This is a genomic window from Cytobacillus sp. MT66 (genome assembly GCF_058792595.1).
Window position 1 is genome coordinate 1 of the sequence record NZ_JBXAFB010000021.1, and the last position, 16,241, is coordinate 16,241.

Consider the following 16,241-nt stretch of genomic DNA (forward strand, 5'->3'; position numbering starts at 1 on the left):
GGAATAAAAGGTAATGTAAAATAATTACAAATATTCAAATTAATAACAGCTGTGCAACGCTAGTGGGACTGACCCCCAATATATTAAAGCGTTAAAGCGATGGGGGACTGACCCCCAGTGGTTTAACGCGCGAAAGGATGTGATTTGTTTGGATAAGAAATTTTTGCATGAGCACCCTAGTCAGCCTAGGACGAAAGATGAGAAGCAGGCGATTACCAACCGATTGAAGAGAATTGAGGGTCAGGTTCGCGGCATTCAGAAAATGGTGGAGGATGATCGCTATTGTGTTGATATTTTAGTGCAAATCAGTGCCATTCAATCAGCCTTAAAACAAGTCGGCTTTTCCATTACTGAACGTCATATTAAGCATTGTGTTGTTGATTCGATCAAAAATGGTGAAGGGAACGAATCCATTGAGGAATTAATGACGGTCCTTAAGCAGTTTTCAAAGTAGGAGGGGAGTAAGATGAGTGAGGCAAAGCATGCAACGCTTGGTGTAACAGGGATGACCTGTGCTGCCTGTTCCAATCGGATTGAAAAGGTTTTAAATAAAATGGATGGTGTCGAGGCTCAAGTTAATTTAACTACTGAAAGAGCAACCGTTGACTATGATCCAGAGAAGGTTTCTATTGAAGATATTTCGAAGAAAATCGAAAATATTGGTTATGGCGTTCTCACAGAAAAAGCTGAATTTGATGTATTCGGGATGACTTGTGCTGCTTGTTCTACCCGCATCGAGAAGGTCCTGAATAAACAAGAGGGAGTCAAGCAAGCTACTGTTAATCTAACGACGGAAAGTGCAATGATTGAATATAACCCAGGGTTAACAGATGAGAAAGCTCTCATCCAGAAAATCCAAAACATCGGCTATGATGCAAAACCAAAAGCCGAAGCTGAGGAAAAACAAACCTATAAAGAAAAAGAGCTGCAGCACAAAAAAATTAAGCTAATTATATCCGCGGTTCTTTCGGCACCATTATTAATTACGATGCTTGTTCATTTATTTGGCATGAGTTTACCAGATATCTTTATGAACCCATGGTTCCAATTTGCCTTAGCTACTCCTGTGCAATTTATCATCGGCTGGCAATTTTATGAGGGAGCCTACAAGAATCTGCGCAATGGCGGAGCGAATATGGATGTGCTTGTAGCCTTAGGTACAAGTGCTGCTTACTTTTACAGTTTATATGAAGCATTCAAGACCATTGGCAATCCGCACTATATGCCGCATTTGTATTTTGAAACCAGTGCCGTATTAATTACATTGATCTTGTTTGGCAAATATTTAGAGGCAACAGCCAAAAGCCATACAACCAATGCGATCTCTCAATTGCTTAATTTACAGGCAAGGGAAGCTCGTGTGATTAGAGACGGTAAAGAAGTGATGATTCCTGTTGAAGAAGTAACCGTCGGGGATCATCTAATAGTCAAACCCGGTGAAAAAATACCAGTAGACGGTATAGTGGTAAAAGGAAGAACATCTGTAGATGAATCCATGCTTACCGGCGAATCCATTCCAATCGAAAAAGATCCTGGAGCAAAATTAATTGGCTCTACGATCAATAAAAATGGTGCGATCGAAATGGAGGCCACAAAAGTCGGCAAGGATACAGCACTTGCATCCATTATCAAAGTAGTGGAAGAAGCCCAAGGATCAAAGGCACCCATTCAGCGACTGGCGGATATCATTTCCGGATATTTCGTTCCGATTGTTATCGGTATTGCCATCCTAACCTTTATCATCTGGATTGCTTTTGTCCAGCCTGGGCAATTTGAACCTGCCTTAGTAGCAGCTATTGCAGTGCTTGTAATTGCCTGTCCATGCGCTTTAGGCTTGGCAACCCCAACTTCTATTATGGTTGGTACAGGAAGAGCGGCAGAAAGCGGAATCTTATTTAAAGGCGGAGAGCACCTGGAACGAACACATGAAATCAAGGCGATTGTTTTAGATAAAACGGGAACGATAACAAAGGGAAAACCGGAAGTAACCGATTTTTCTGGCGATAAAGAAACATTGCAGCTTTTAGCTAGTGCAGAGAAAGGATCTGAGCACCCGCTAGCCGGAGCCATTGTTGCCTATGCGGAGGAAAATGATATCAGCTTTTTGGAAGTAGACGATTTTTCAGCAATACCTGGCCACGGAATTGAGGCGAAGATTTCTGGAAGACATGTCCTTGTTGGCAATCGGAAATTAATGATGGACCATCTCATTATCACCACAGGTGCTGAAGAGAAATTAGCTGAGTATGAAACACAAGGAAAGACAGCTATGCTGATCGCCATAGATGGAAAGTATCGCGGAACGGTTGCTGTAGCAGATACGGTTAAAGAAACGGCACCAGAAGCTATTAAGCAATTAAAAGAAATGGGTATTGAGGTCATCATGCTGACAGGCGATAACGAAAGAACGGCCCAGGCGATTGCGAAGCAAGTAGGAATTGATCAGGTGATTGCTCAAGTGCTGCCTGAGGAAAAAGCCGATAAAGTAAGAGAAATTCAATCACAGGGTAAAAAGGTTGCCATGGTTGGCGATGGGGTAAATGATGCTCCTGCACTTGTTACCGCAGATATTGGGATTGCCATTGGCACAGGTACAGAAGTGGCCATAGAAGCAGCCGACGTCACGATTCTTGGCGGAGAACTGCTGCTTATTCCAAAAGCAATTCATATTAGCCATGCAACCATTAAAAATATCCGGCAAAACCTTTTCTGGGCATTCGGATACAATACAGCAGGAATCCCCGTGGCCGCACTCGGCTTGTTAGCCCCATGGATTGCTGGTGCAGCCATGGCGTTGAGTTCAGTAAGTGTAGTGACAAACTCTCTTCGCTTGAAGCGGGTTAAGCTTTAATAAATGGATGTGTTAAAGTTTAAGGTTGATAACACCGCTTAGTTGATTGGAACGGAAATCAACGGCAACGTTTAAATCATCCCATATTAAGGAGGTGAAAAAGTCATGGAAAAGAAAACATTGGATGTTCAAGGCATGTCATGCGGCCACTGCAAAGCAGCAGTTGAAGGCGCATTGAAAGAATTAGATGGCGTATCAGGTGCTGAAGTAGATTTAAAAGCTGGCAAAGTAGATGTTACCTTTGATGAAGCAAAAGTAACTGTTGCTGCCATGAAGGAAGCAATTGAAGAACAAGGCTATGATGTTAATGCCTAATTTATTAGCTTCATAAATCCATATAAAAAGCTCACAAATGTTGATAAGACCAATGTTTGTGAGCTTTTTTATATAAGATGTTTATTAGAAATTACATAGGGAAATCTATTAGTAAAAACGAAGAGTAAGCAATATAGGAGGTTCATGGATGAAAAACAAACTGATATTAGTAATGTTGCTTTTATTTACTTTCTTGATTCTTGCAGCGTGTGGTGGAACTAATAATGCTGGCAATGCTGAAAATGAAGAAACTCAAGCCCAAAGTGAACCAGCGCAAGATGAGTCAACGCAGGAAGATAATCAGTCTGAAGGCAATATGGAGGGAATGGACCATTCAGCAATGAACCACACTAGTTCTGGAGAGGTTCCAGAAGGGTTAAAAGAAGCAGAAAACCCTAAATTCCCAGTAGGAAGTCATCCCATTATTCAAGCTGATCATATGCCAGGTATGAAAGGTGCGGAAGCTACAATTGTTGGAGCTTATGATACAACGGTATATACAGTTACCTATACCCCTACTACAGGCGGGGAACCAGTTACTAATCATAAATGGGTTATTCATGAGGAATTGGAAGGTGTAGGCAAGGAACCTTTGGAGCCAGGTGCTAAGGTAACACTTAACGCAGACCATATGCCAGGAATGAAAGGAGCAGCCGCCACCATCGACTCCGCTGAGCATACAACTGTCTACATGGTTGATTATACTTCAACAACAGGAGAGCAGGTAAAGAATCATAAATGGGTTACGGAAAGTGAATTAACAGCCCCATAAATTTCCATTAAGGTGCCCAAAACCGGGCATCTTTTTATTTTTGGCTTGAATGTCCTTTTCCTTTTAAAAAATAATAAATTACTGCAAACAACAGAAGGAAAAGCAGGCATAAAAGCTGCCATTCTGGACTAAGTGATAGCAGTTGGTCAACTGAGTATGCTTCAATAAGTAAAGAAGGGATCTTCCCTAATGTACTGGCGGTACTAAATGCGAGCAACCCCATTTTACTATATGCTGCAGCTAAGGTAACAGCACCTGAGGGGACAAACGGCAATACTCTGAGAATAAGTACAAGAAACACGGCTCCAGCGCCTTTGGTGTCTTTTAATTTATTTAAAAGTTTAACCTGTTTGTTAAAATTCCCTGATGACAATCGACTAAGGCCCTTTCTATATAAGATAAAACTAATAATTGCTCCAGCTGCCTCACCCGTAATAGAGACCAGCAGTCCAGCTTCAAATCCAAAGAGAATGATGTTTACTGCAGTAATGGCTGCACTTGGTAAAACACCTGAAATAGCAACTAATATATTCAAAAAAATACTAATTAAAAATGCCAAAATCAGGTTAGAAGGAAACCACTCTATTAAAAATGACTCCATGTCTTACATCCTTTCCAAACTGTTGTTTTTGAAGATTCTTATTCTGATTGACTGCCAAGCAATAGGCTGTTTAAAAGGTTTTCATTCTCCAGTAAGCTTCATAAAAGTGATTTATGTGATCAGTCAAGGATCAATATCTATTTTTTAGAATAAACTTTTATGATAAACTTCAAAAGATCAACTAATAGTTCTTTAAGTTTGTTTAATAACGGGAAGAATGTTTTTATGTGGGGTGTTTTGATAGAAAAACTAAGAACCCCTATAATACAAATTTTACCATAGAGGAAATTATGAATATAGAAACCCTTATAGATTATCTTAATATGTATGGCTATCTGATTATTTTTGCTTTATTATTTTTAGGTATTGTTGGAATTCCAGCTCCAGAAGAGTCATTGCTTTTTTTAATTGGTGTGTTAATTGACCAACACAGCCTAGAATTCTTCCCTGCTTGTTCGACGGCTCTTTTAGGAGCTTTTTCAGGCATGCTTTTTGCTTATGTCATGGGAAAATACATAGGAAGTCCATTTATCCATAAATATGGTAAATACGTGGGGATAACGGAAGAGCGCTGGGCCAAGGTGAAAAATAAGTATATGAAAAATATGCGTAAAACGATTATATTCGGATTCTATATGCCAGGAATACGGCAAATCAGCCCGTATTTTGCTGGAATAAACAACATTCCTCTTTTGGATTTTCTTCTTCTATCCTTTATTGGAACTGTTTTATGGATAAGTCCATTTATTTTAGCCGGATATTATACTGCAAGTTCCATACAAATTAACCCGGAGTATGTCCCATATTTAGGACTGATCTTTTTACTAATTTTCTTATTTTTTATCTTGGTGAATTTCTTTAAAAAAAGAAATGTATAACCTATAAATAAGCTGACTTCAGGTGTCAGGTTCCATGTGAAAAATTCACAGGGACCTGACACCTTTTAATTTTGGGGATTATTTAAAATTTCCTTTTCGTTTCATTAAAAATCAATGAAAATGGGAAGCTTTTAAAAAATTGGTGTTAAATTTAGAGCGTAGATTTACTATCCCAAATCCTCTTAATAGGAGATGAAATAGATATGAAAAAGATTGTATTCTTACCTTTTTTGCAAATGCGGTCAGGGCATCATCAAGTGGCTGAGGCATTAATGGATATTGTTAAAAAACAAACAAAAGGAATTTTAGTGAAGAAAATTGACCTTATAAGCTACGCGAGTCCAACCCTTGAGAAAATGATTACTAGCTGGTATTTAAAATGGATTCGTTACGCACCCGAAACATATGACTTTGCTTACAAAAGGTTTTTCTACTCCGCATCACATAATGATCATTCATTTAAATGGTACTCTTATTTTTTCTTAAAAAAAATGGAGCAGCTGCTCCTGGCAGAGAAGCCTGATTTAATTATTTGCACCCATGGTTTTCCATCCTATCTATTAAACCAATTAAAAAGAAAGGGAAAATGTGAGGTTCCAGTAATAAATGTTTACACAGACTTCTTTATTAATAATGTTTGGGGTCGAGAGGAAATTGACTATCATTTCTTCCCTAGCAAAGATACAAAAGATGAATTTAGTAAAAGATACCAAATGTCTGAAAAAAGGATGGTTGTTACCGGAATTCCAGTACATCAGGAAATTACAAAAAACACAAAGGCAAAAAAACGAGGAGATAGACCTAAAATATTAATTTCTGGTGGAAATAACGGTTTGGGTGGGATTATGAAACTATTAAGCAGATCTAAGGAACCTTCCCAATCTGATTTCTATGTGCTATGCGGGAAAAATGAAAAGCTTTACAACGAAATTCTTTCATGGAAAATTGATCACATCAAACCGCTGCCTTATATTTCATCTAGAGCAGAAATGAATCATTTATACGAAGAAATGGATGCAATTGTTACAAAACCAGGCGGGGTCACCATTAGTGAGGTTCTGCGAAAAAGGCTTCCTGTTTTTGTTCAATCCGCTCTTCCTGGACAGGAAGAGGTCAATTTGCGGTATTTAACAAAAAAGGGTCTGGTTTTTAAACTTAAGCAGCAAGAATCGCTGGAACAAGAATTAATAAGCATATTAAAGGATGATGAACAAATGAGTCAATGGGAACAATCTATTCAATCTTTTCAAGACGGTATAAAGGTGGAAGACCCGTTGGAAATGGCGGAAATCCTCGGTGGGATTCTTGACCAAAAGCAACTCAAGCCTTCTGGCCAAATGGAACATTTAAAAGTTTACCATTTGGCAAGAGCTTAGATATTACGGGAGGAGAAATTAGTATGGGTGCTATTTTGTTAGTGATCGTTTTTTTAATTTTATTATACACTGTCATCCCCTATATTCTTTCACGTGGTTTAGGGCTAAAAGTATGTAAGAGAGGGAGTGACCAGGAAAAGATTGCTTTCACATTTGATGATGGACCGGACCCAAATTATACCCCAATCCTTCTTGATTTGTTGAAGAAAAATAAGGTAAAAGCAACCTTTTTTGTAGTAGGATACAAAGCGGAAAAGCACCCTGAGCTAATTAAGCGAATGCATCAAGAGGGCCATTTAATCGGGATTCACAATTATATTCACCGTTCAAACTGGCTTATGTCTCCTTGGAAAGTTCGCAAGGGGCTGGAGGATACAGCGAAAATTATTGAACATTTCACTGGTGAAAAGCCTATTTTTTATCGTCCGCCATGGGGTATGCTCAATCTTTTAGATTTTATAAAAAAAGGTAAATATAAAATTATTCTTTGGTCAATTATGGCACAAGATTGGCGGACCTCTGGGGGCAGTGACAAGATTAAGCATCGTCTATCAAACATTAAAGGCGGAGATGTCATCCTGCTGCATGACTGCGGAGATACACTAGGAGCGGAAATAGAAGCTCCACGAAATACCATTAATGCATTAAAGGATGTATTAAAGACAGTGGAAAAAAGGGGTTTTACTTGTGTACGTGTAGATGATTTAGTTAATGATAATTAAGTAGGTGAATTAGTGGTGAGTTACGCGGGGCTTGTCTTTCAGGGGAAAAAGAATGATTGGACTGTGGTGCATTACAGCCATGACAATGAATCATATTTTTATTAAGCAGGAAATTATTTAATTCTTAGGCGGGAATTAACTATGCAGCATATAGATTACCTGATTGAGCATTTTGGATATTTGGGAATTATTGTGGTGTTAATTGGGGGTATTGTTGGTCTTCCGATACCTGATGAGGTTCTTTTAACATATGTTGGCTACAATGTTTCCCAAGGTAAATTAACATACATAATGTCATTATTAAGTGCATTTACAGGTGCCATAGGAGGAATTTCCCTTAGCTATTTTATTGGCTATAGGTTCGGCTTACCTTTGTTGAAAAAATTTGGCCCCAAATTTCATATCACTGAGCAGAAAATAGGTTTGACAAAGAATCTGTTCCAAAAAATTGGACCTACAGTTTTAATTATTGGCTATTTCATTCCTGGAGTTCGTCATCTCGCTGCCTATATAGCGGCAATAAATAAATATCCTTTTAGAAAGTTCATTGTTTTTGCTTATACTGGAGCATTTATATGGACTTTTACTTTTATCACTGTAGGCAAGAAGCTAGGGCAGGATTGGAAACAAGTTGAAACATATGTATCAAAATATAGTCTTTATTTCATTTTGTTCTTTTTAATCCTGTTCATTTTCTTTTATTATTTCTGGAAGAAAAGGAGCAAGCCCGCTGGCAATTGATCTGAAACTCGCAATCCTTTTAAAAATAATGATAAAAGAGATAAACAAAAACACCGGTTTAATCCGGTGTTTTTGTTATTTGTTCAATGTTTTCATGTCTTTATTTTCTGTTGTTTTCGGAACTATCGGAATCAGATTATAAATATGGATGATCCTGTTTGCGATTGGTTCAAGAAAGGGACGAAGCTTAAAAACAATATAACTAATGACTATTGAAATAATGAAGCTTCCTAAGATATCTAACGGGTAATGATGCCCAACATAAACTCGGGAAAGGCCTGTTAAGAGGGCAAACAGGAACATCCCAATTCCAATTTTTCGATGAACGAATAAAACAGCTAGTGCAAGGGCGAAGGCTCCAGTTGTATGGTCACTTGGAAACGAAGCATCCGCTGCATGTTCAACTAATAAGTTGACCGAGTGGGAAACAAACGGCCGAGGTTCAAAATATATATGTCCGATGATGAAGTTGATGAATAGTCCCAGGATGCCAGTAATCGCAGCGTAAACGACCGTCTTCTTATACTGTTCTTTTCCAAGTAACCAAATGAGAAGCAAAACTATGGCATAGATGTATAATGCGTAGTTCGTCACACCAGCCATTAATCCATCTAAAATCGGGTGATGACCTGCTAAGTTATTTATTGCTTTAAAAAGATTGTCATTCATATTGATCTCCTCATGCTTTGTCAGTATACAAGTACTTTTAATCCCAAATGGGTACCTTAACTATAAAAAATGAATCTAAACAGGTGATGAAAAAAACATTAATAAACCATTAAAAATGAGAAAATATTGCTATGTTGTGCTAAAGTGATGAAGTTAAAAGATATTTAGATAATAAGTCGGGGCAACAGCCTGGAAGTAATTTCGGAGGCTTCAATATACCTCTTAAACGTTGGAATGTAAAAGGGGGCAGTGCAGGGTGAAGACCCATATTTTAGTGGTAGAAGATGAAATTCAAATAGCCCGTGTTTTAAAGATGGAGCTGGAATATGAAGGATACAGCGTGACAGTGGAACATAATGGTAAGGATGGTCTTGAAGTGGCTTTACATACGGAAATAGACTTAATTTTATTAGATGTGATGCTGCCAAAATTAAGCGGGATGGATGTGTTAAGAAGATTAAGAAAGGAAAAGAAAAACCTGCCAGTAATTCTTCTGACTGCAAGAAATTCAACCTTTGATAAGGTTGCTGGACTAGACCAAGGTGCGAATGATTATGTAACAAAACCATTTGAAATTGAAGAGTTATTAGCAAGAATTCGTTCCTGTCTCCGCCATTCTTCTAAAAATGAGCACCTTGAGGAGGATTCTATTCTTTCTATACAGGATCTCGTAATCAACACTGATACACGGGAAATTGTAAGGGCTGGTACGACGATTAACTTAACTCCAAAGGAATACGACTTATTGGTGTATTTACTTTTAAATAAAAATAAAGTGGTAACTAGAGAAAATATCATTTTAAATGTTTGGGGCTATGACTACGAGGGAGAAACCAATGTGATAGATGTGTTTATCCGGCATTTGCGGAAAAAAGTAGAAGAAGACTTTTCTGCCCCATTAATTACTACTGTTAGGGGTATCGGCTACACCATAAAGGAGAACGCAGATGAGGATTACCATAAAAATTAATCTATTAACAACCGCTTGGATGCTGTTCATCTTAATTTTGATCAATTTTGTAGTATTTATACTTTTTATGACAACGACCGTTAATATGGAAGAGGATAGGGTGTTTCAAAAAGCAGTGGATATTGAGAAAAACATCCGCAACAATGACCGGGCCGATCAAATTAAAAGTGATTTGAAGAATCATTTAACAGAGAAATCCTATATTCGAATTGTGCTGCCCGATGGGCGCATTCTTTATGAAATAACCAATGATAAAGAACTTTCTAAAAAAGTGAAAGGAAAGTATGTACATACTAAGGAAGCTACAAGACGTGCCATTGTGATAGATCAGAAGGAAAAGCAAGTGTTAATTGTACGTGTTCCAATAGAAAACACACCCCACCTTAAGGGAAGTATCGAGATTGGAGAAGAACTGGAAGGGTTGGAAACAAGGAAAGATATTCTTTTGTGGATTCTTGGTGTTAGCACGATTTTAGCTGTTATTTTATCATTGCTTAGCGGAAAATGGATATCGAATATAATTATGCGGCCAATTTCAAATATGATCAATACCATGGAGGATATTGAGAGAAGCGGTGTACCAAAGAAAATCATCATTTTGAATGATACGAAGGATGAGCTTCAAACATTAGCCAATACGTTTAACCGGATGATTGACAGGTTAGAGGATAATTTTGCAAAGCAGTCTCAGTTTGTCTCTGATGCCTCCCACGAATTGAAGACGCCATTAACAGTTATAAAAAGCTATGCGAATTTGTTAAGACGACATGGGCTAGAAGATAAAGAATTGGCTGATGAAGCGATCCAGGCTATTCACTCTGAAGCAACAAGAATTCAAAAAATGACAGAAACCTTTTTGGATGTGGCTTCATTAGAAAAAGAAGTTGAGTTGGATCTAGAGGTAATCAATCTTGTATTATTATGTCAAGATATTTTAAAGCAAATGAAAGAGGTTTATAAAAGAGAAATCACCCTGCATTTTGAGCAGTCGCCTGTCCTTATTGTGGCAGATGAATTAAAAATAAAGCAGGTAATCATAATTTTGCTCGATAATGCTATTAAATATAGCAGTGGCAGAATTGATATTTTTTTAGAGAAAAATGATGTAAATGCCATCATTCGGGTGAAAGATTACGGTATTGGGATTCCAGAGGAAGAGATTGAGAATATTTTTGAACGATTTTACCGTGTGGATAAAGCAAGAAGCCGGGAAACTGGAGGTTCTGGTTTAGGCCTTCATATCGCTAAAAAGATTATAAAATTACACAAAGGGGAAATAAAAATTAGAAGTAAAGAGGAGGATGGAACGGAGGTAGAATTGTTTTTACCTGCAAGCTTCGGAATAGAATAAGAAAAAAACACGGCAGAAGTCGTGTTTTTTCTTGTTTTTGCAGTACAATCTATTAATCTTTAAATTTTTCTATTTTGTCTTTAACGCAAGCCTGACGGCAAAGTACACAACAAATCCTGTAACGGCGAGATTTAATAGCCACCCAATCAGTCCAAAACCCATCATCCCAAATCCATGTCTTCCCATCATGGCAGATCACTCCTGGTTAAAAGTTATTCATCATGTCTTGAGGGCTTGTGTTTTCCATTATGCCCCCTTCACCATGGCATGCTTGGTACATATCTTTCAACTCGTTTTCAGAGAAATTAGGATGCATTTTTTCCATAAACGGCTTCATTTGTTCAAAGTTTAAAATTCCTTCCTCATTTCCTTGGGCAAATGCATAGGATCCTGCTCCAAGAATAAATGCAGCGCTTAATATCCCAATCATAAATTTTTTCATTTATAACATCCCCTTTCTTGCTTTAAGATTACAAAAAATCTATGCAGAATTTATGAAGAATCTTTGAGAAACGTGTGAATGTTTATCGGCACTTAAGCGAAAGGCGGATTACTCCTAATTTTTATCAACCCATTTATATCCAACACCCCAAACAGTCACCAGGTGTTCGTCTGCAGGAAAACCTGCCTTTCGAAGCTTATCCCGTAAATTACGGACATGGGAATCAATGGTCCGGTCTTCAGTCGAAACCCCATACCCCCAGATGGAGGTAATTAAATGTTCGCGGGAGAATACTTTGTTCCTATTTTTTAAGAACATCTCCATCATGGCAAATTCCTTCGGAGTTAATGGGATCAGCTTTCCGCTATACTGAAGGACAAAGGAATTTAAATCCAGCTCTAGCCCTAAGAATGTAAACTTGTCATGATCACTTTGATTTCTCCTTAAAACTGCTTCAATTCTTGCCAGCAATTCTTCCTCATCAAAGGGTTTGGAGATATAGTCATCCGCTCCGATTTTTAATCCTTTGACAATATCAGGTTTTTCGCCTAATGCGGTAAGCATAATGATCGGAATGTCCCAATGATCTCTTATCTTTCTGCATGCTTCCCAGCCATTCATGTCAGGCATCATTACATCAAGCAAAATGAGGTCAGCGTGATGGGATTCTAAGTAGTCTATTGCCCCAATGGCTGATGTCATTTTTAAACAATCATAGCCTGCTGGAGATAAGTAAAGAGCTAGCAAATCCAGCATAAGTGGTTCGTCATCTACTAATAAAATGGTTTTCATCGTTTACTGCCCCTTAAAAGATAATAAAAATACTGTGCCTTTTCCGATTTCACTTTTAACAGCAATTTCTCCGCCATGCATATCTACAAGTTCCTTCACAATGGCTAGGCCAAGTCCAGTACCTCCTAATGATCTGGTTCGTGCCTTATCTACACGATAAAAACGGTTAAATATATATGGAAGATCTTCAGCCGGGATTCCTTTTCCTTCATCCTTAACAGCAATTTGCACAGAATGTTTATCCTTTGCAGCATAGATGGCTGTTTTGGTACCTTGTGTGGAATACTTCATGGCATTATCCAAAAGATTTAGGATGATTTGTTCCAATCTGGAGGGGTCCGCCAAGATATAAATATTTGAAGGACTGCTGATGCTTAAACTCATACCCCTTTCAATAAAAGCCGGTGATAATTTTCTCTCTATGGCTATGAGAAATTCATGCAAATGAATCTGTTCCTTTTCAATAGCAAAGGTGTTTTTATCAATCTTCGCTAAATCAAATAAATCCTTAATAAGTAATGAAAGCCGATTACTTTCCTCAAGAATAATATTTAAATATTTTTGCTGCTCCTCTTTTGGCAGGTTTCGTTTAAGGACAATATCAGCATATCCCTTTATATAGGTTAGCGGTGTACGCAGTTCATGGGAAATGCTTGCCAAGAATTCATTTCTCTCTTTCTTTAAATACTTTAAATCGTTTGCAAGTAATTGAATGGATTTAGATAAATCGCCTAACTCATCATTTCCTCCCTTTGCCAAAGTAACTTCAAAGTTTCCTTTGCTGATTTGTGAAGTAGCATCCTTCATCTTAATCAGGGGCTTTGTTAAAGCCTTTGATAAAAAGAAAATAATAATAACAGTCAGACTAACGGAAATGAATGCAGCCAATAAAAAATGTTCATTCAGACGATTGATTAACGCATGAACAGATTTAGTATCTTGAAACATAAAGACATAGCCTAGGATTCCTCCATTTTGTTCGATGGGGCTTACAGTGGCGATCAGCGGCTCCTTCTTCCAATGAGCCTCCACAACACGCCCACTTCTTGGGATAGAAGAACGGATTGCCATCACGTATTTGTCCAGATTGCGAATTTGATCTGAGGAGTCAAGAACCTTTCCCGAATGATCTGTAATCACAACATCCGTGTTGGCTTCCGATTCCATCAAGGTGACATGGGAGATAGTATCAGAGCTAAAACGTTTCTCTAGGATATCTCTGTGGGAATTTCCTCTTGCCTGCAAGGCCGAAAGCTCTTCTTCAACCCTTGAGTCAACAATGGCAGTATGTAAAAAGAAAAACATAAAGGTTTCCAGGCCAAAAATAATGATGAAAAATAAAATCCCGATTTTTATAGAAAGTTTGTTCATTCGATCACCTTTTGCCAGTGCAATAAATTTTCTCATCCTTACCTTACAATAAAAGTTTGAAGAAACTTTGCAGATTATAACATTTAGTTTGGTTTACATGGGATTGAGTTAAGTAAAAGACTCATTTTATTTGATAACTTTGCAGATTTTATGGATTTTCAAGGAATTGTAAAAAATTCGTTTGCTTTATTTTCTAAAGTGAAGTTAATCACATGATCCTTGATCATGCATCATTAAACTAATTTTGTCATTCAAATTCGAGGAGGTAACCTTCATTATGAATAAAGTAAAAGCAAGTTTATTTACAGTTCTGCTGATCGTGGGACTGATTTTGACAGGATGCAGTGATGCCAGCCAGGAGGGAAAATCAGATGAACCGACTGAATCACGGAACCAAACATCTGATTCAGCTCCTGATAAGGAACAGAATACGGAAAAAGAAATGGCTGCCTATTATTTTACAGCCGATGAAGGCGGCAGCATAACAAAAATAGATGCAAATACAAATCAAGTAGATTCCACTATTAAGGTTGAAGGTACTGCCCATAATGTACAGGTTTCACCAGATGGAACAATGCTTGCAGCCACGATTGTTCCGAAAATGGATCACGGCCATGGAGATGCCATGGATATGGACATGCCGGGTACAGCATTGTTTCTGGATACAGCAACCAATGAAGTTTTAAAAACAGTTGAGGTTGGAAACCATCCGGCTCACATCGTATTTACAGATGACGGAAAGTATGTCCTTGTTACAAATAATGAGGACAATACCGTGTCTGTGATTGATATAGCAAGCTTCGAAGTGACAGCAACAATAGGGACAGGAAAAGGTCCGCATGGCTTTAGGATCTCATCTGACAGTTCAACGGCCTATATTGCTAATATGGGTGAAGATACTGTAAGTGTTGTTAGTCTTAAGACAATGAAAGAGGATAAGAAAATAAAGGTTGGCAAGGCCCCGGTCACAGCAGCGATATCCTCTGATGGGAAAACACTTATTGCAACCCTTAATTCTGAAAATGCTTTAGCCGTTATTGACCTTGAAACTGAAAAAGTTGATATGGTTCCTGTTGGAATTGGACCAGCACAAGTCTATCTAGACGGTAATGATCAATTTGCCTATGCAGCAAATCAGGGTACAGAAGAGAATCCATCCAATACAGTGACAGTTGTTGATATACATTCTAAAAAGGCAACAGCAACAATTGAAACAGGAAAAGGGTCTCATGGAGTAGTCACAAGCCCAGATAATAAGCGTATTTATGTAACAAATATGTTCGACCATACAGTCAGTGTGATTGATGCAGAGCAGAATAAAGTCATCGAAACGATTCAGGTTGGTAAAACGCCTAATGGTATTAGCATCATGAACTAAATAAAGTGTTATCACAATTAATGCCTCTAGTTTATCCTAGAGGTATTTTTATTGCACAAATTCTTGATATTTATATCTTATAATGAAATTACATTTATTCTCGTTAGAAGGGGAAGAAGGTATGTATGAATTCTTTAGCCAAATAAGCAATTTATTTTCTCAGCCTTTGATCAATATCGGAATTAGTACGAAAGGAATCCCGATTTTATCTGCTTTTGTATTAGGCATTGTTGGTGCTGTTGCACCGTGTCAGTTCACAGGAAATTTAGGAGCTATTACGGTTTATGGCAATCAATCTGTTCAGCAAAAGGTTGCCTGGAAGAACGTCTTATTTTTTACATTAGGAAAGATCGCCGTTTTTTCTGGGCTGGGTCTTTTAGTTTGGATTGTTGGCAGTGAGGTAAGAACATCATTAATTACATACTTTCCATGGGTAAGGAGAATTGTCGGCCCCATGTTTATTGTCATCGGGCTGTTCATGTTAGGCATCATTAAAGTATATAAGACCATTTCCTTAGGAAGCGCCTTGGAGAGATTCCAAGCAAAGGGGAGCTTAGGTGCATTTTTAATGGGGGTAAGCTTTACGCTTGGATTTTGTCCAACCATGTTTACGTTATTTTTTATTACTCTCATGCCAATGGCCGCAGCTGTCAGCTACGGGGCTGTTCTCCCTGTCTTTTTCGCCATTGGCACATCTTTGCCATTGATCATTGCGATATTCCTAATCTGGTATTTGGATTTAGGGGGATCATTAATTAAAAAGAAAGGCCGGAAACTGGGAGCGGCCATTCAAAAGGCAGCTGGGATTGCCATGATAATTTTAGGGGTTCTTGATACCATTACCTACTGGAGTATTTAAAAAAATGCTCAAAGAAGTAATCCGAAAGCTAGCTTAGGTTGTTAATGCGTTATTTTCGGCTTCATCATTTTACATAAAAGCTCACAATGTTGATGAAATCAATGTTTGTGGGCTTTTTATTTTTAAGGTTGATTTAAGGTTAAGACAATGGAG

The 16,241-nt window shown here is 38.0% G+C and carries 17 protein-coding genes; 12 read left to right on the forward strand and 5 right to left on the reverse strand.

Annotation, left to right across the window (positions count from 1 at the left end):
- The first annotated feature begins 148 nt into the window (after positions 1 to 148).
- The 4 genes from AC1Q59_RS22770 (at position 149) to AC1Q59_RS22785 (ending at position 3,938) form a co-directional block, all read left to right on the forward strand.
- Positions 149 to 454, forward strand: a complete 306-nt coding sequence (locus tag AC1Q59_RS22770; RefSeq protein WP_492368160.1) for a metal-sensing transcriptional repressor — start codon at positions 149 to 151, stop codon at positions 452 to 454.
- Positions 455 to 466: 12 nt separating this feature from the next.
- Entirely contained in the window at positions 467 to 2,851 is a 2,385-nt protein-coding gene (locus AC1Q59_RS22775; protein WP_492368161.1) for a heavy metal translocating P-type ATPase, read from the forward strand.
- A 105-nt stretch (positions 2,852 to 2,956) separates the two neighbouring features.
- Positions 2,957 to 3,166: a copper chaperone CopZ gene (copZ, locus tag AC1Q59_RS22780; RefSeq protein WP_492368162.1), complete on the forward strand. Its 210-nt coding sequence runs from the start codon at positions 2,957 to 2,959 to the stop codon at positions 3,164 to 3,166.
- A 148-nt stretch (positions 3,167 to 3,314) separates the two neighbouring features.
- The gene (locus tag AC1Q59_RS22785) at positions 3,315 to 3,938 is read left to right on the forward strand and encodes a YdhK family protein (RefSeq protein WP_492368163.1); all 624 of its coding nucleotides are present in this window, start codon (positions 3,315 to 3,317) and stop codon (positions 3,936 to 3,938) included.
- A gap of 34 nt (positions 3,939 to 3,972) precedes the next feature.
- Here the strand turns inward: AC1Q59_RS22785 and AC1Q59_RS22790 are convergent, their stop codons facing one another.
- Positions 3,973 to 4,539 carry a TVP38/TMEM64 family protein gene (locus AC1Q59_RS22790; RefSeq protein ID WP_492368164.1) on the reverse strand — a complete coding sequence of 189 codons (567 nt, stop codon included), beginning with the start codon at positions 4,537 to 4,539 and terminating at the stop codon, positions 3,973 to 3,975.
- 290 nt (positions 4,540 to 4,829) lie between these two features.
- On the opposite strand from AC1Q59_RS22790, the gene AC1Q59_RS22795 reads away from it, so the two are divergent.
- The 4 genes from AC1Q59_RS22795 to AC1Q59_RS22810 all read left to right on the forward strand — a co-directional run bounded on the left by AC1Q59_RS22795 (position 4,830) and on the right by AC1Q59_RS22810 (position 8,256).
- Entirely contained in the window at positions 4,830 to 5,417 is a 588-nt protein-coding gene (locus tag AC1Q59_RS22795) for a DedA family protein (RefSeq protein WP_492368165.1), read from the forward strand.
- A gap of 203 nt (positions 5,418 to 5,620) precedes the next feature.
- Complete coding sequence (locus tag AC1Q59_RS22800) at positions 5,621 to 6,793, forward strand: MGDG synthase family glycosyltransferase (protein ID WP_492368166.1); 1,173 nt, start codon at positions 5,621 to 5,623, stop codon at positions 6,791 to 6,793.
- A gap of 23 nt (positions 6,794 to 6,816) precedes the next feature.
- Positions 6,817 to 7,515, forward strand: a complete 699-nt coding sequence (locus AC1Q59_RS22805) for a polysaccharide deacetylase family protein (protein ID WP_492368167.1) — start codon at positions 6,817 to 6,819, stop codon at positions 7,513 to 7,515.
- 141 nt (positions 7,516 to 7,656) lie between these two features.
- On the forward strand, positions 7,657 to 8,256 hold the full coding sequence (locus AC1Q59_RS22810) for a DedA family protein (RefSeq protein WP_492368168.1): 600 nt from the start codon (positions 7,657 to 7,659) through the stop codon (positions 8,254 to 8,256).
- Positions 8,257 to 8,331: 75 nt separating this feature from the next.
- Here the strand turns inward: AC1Q59_RS22810 and AC1Q59_RS22815 are convergent, their stop codons facing one another.
- On the reverse strand, positions 8,332 to 8,925 hold the full coding sequence (locus AC1Q59_RS22815) for an undecaprenyl-diphosphatase (RefSeq protein ID WP_492368169.1): 594 nt from the start codon (positions 8,923 to 8,925) through the stop codon (positions 8,332 to 8,334).
- A 256-nt stretch (positions 8,926 to 9,181) separates the two neighbouring features.
- Between AC1Q59_RS22815 and AC1Q59_RS22820 the strand changes: the two genes are divergently transcribed.
- Together AC1Q59_RS22820 and AC1Q59_RS22825 are read left to right on the forward strand one after the other, a co-directional pair.
- Positions 9,182 to 9,895, forward strand: a complete 714-nt coding sequence (locus AC1Q59_RS22820; RefSeq protein ID WP_492368170.1) for a response regulator transcription factor — start codon at positions 9,182 to 9,184, stop codon at positions 9,893 to 9,895.
- Positions 9,873 to 11,246, forward strand: coding sequence for a sensor histidine kinase (locus tag AC1Q59_RS22825; RefSeq protein WP_492368171.1), 1,374 nt, complete (start codon positions 9,873 to 9,875; stop codon positions 11,244 to 11,246). The genes AC1Q59_RS22820 and AC1Q59_RS22825 overlap by 23 nt, the downstream gene beginning before the upstream one ends.
- 205 nt (positions 11,247 to 11,451) lie before the next feature.
- On the opposite strand, the gene AC1Q59_RS22830 is transcribed toward AC1Q59_RS22825, so the two are convergent.
- The 3 genes from AC1Q59_RS22830 to AC1Q59_RS22840 form a co-directional block, all read right to left on the reverse strand.
- Entirely contained in the window at positions 11,452 to 11,688 is a 237-nt protein-coding gene (locus AC1Q59_RS22830; protein WP_492368172.1) for a hypothetical protein, read from the reverse strand.
- Between the two features lie 114 nt (positions 11,689 to 11,802).
- Complete coding sequence (locus tag AC1Q59_RS22835) at positions 11,803 to 12,480, reverse strand: response regulator transcription factor (RefSeq protein ID WP_492368173.1); 678 nt, start codon at positions 12,478 to 12,480, stop codon at positions 11,803 to 11,805.
- 3 nt (positions 12,481 to 12,483) lie between these two features.
- Positions 12,484 to 13,851 carry a HAMP domain-containing sensor histidine kinase gene (locus tag AC1Q59_RS22840; protein WP_492368210.1) on the reverse strand — a complete coding sequence of 456 codons (1,368 nt, stop codon included), beginning with the start codon at positions 13,849 to 13,851 and terminating at the stop codon, positions 12,484 to 12,486.
- Between the two features lie 277 nt (positions 13,852 to 14,128).
- On the opposite strand from AC1Q59_RS22840, the gene AC1Q59_RS22845 reads away from it, so the two are divergent.
- Both AC1Q59_RS22845 and AC1Q59_RS22850 read left to right on the forward strand, forming a co-directional pair.
- Positions 14,129 to 15,229 carry a YncE family protein gene (locus AC1Q59_RS22845; protein ID WP_492368174.1) on the forward strand — a complete coding sequence of 367 codons (1,101 nt, stop codon included), beginning with the start codon at positions 14,129 to 14,131 and terminating at the stop codon, positions 15,227 to 15,229.
- Between the two features lie 121 nt (positions 15,230 to 15,350).
- A complete protein-coding gene (locus AC1Q59_RS22850; RefSeq protein ID WP_492368175.1) occupies positions 15,351 to 16,088 on the forward strand; it encodes an urease accessory protein UreH domain-containing protein in 738 nt (245 codons plus the stop codon).
- Positions 16,089 to 16,241 lie beyond the last annotated feature (153 nt).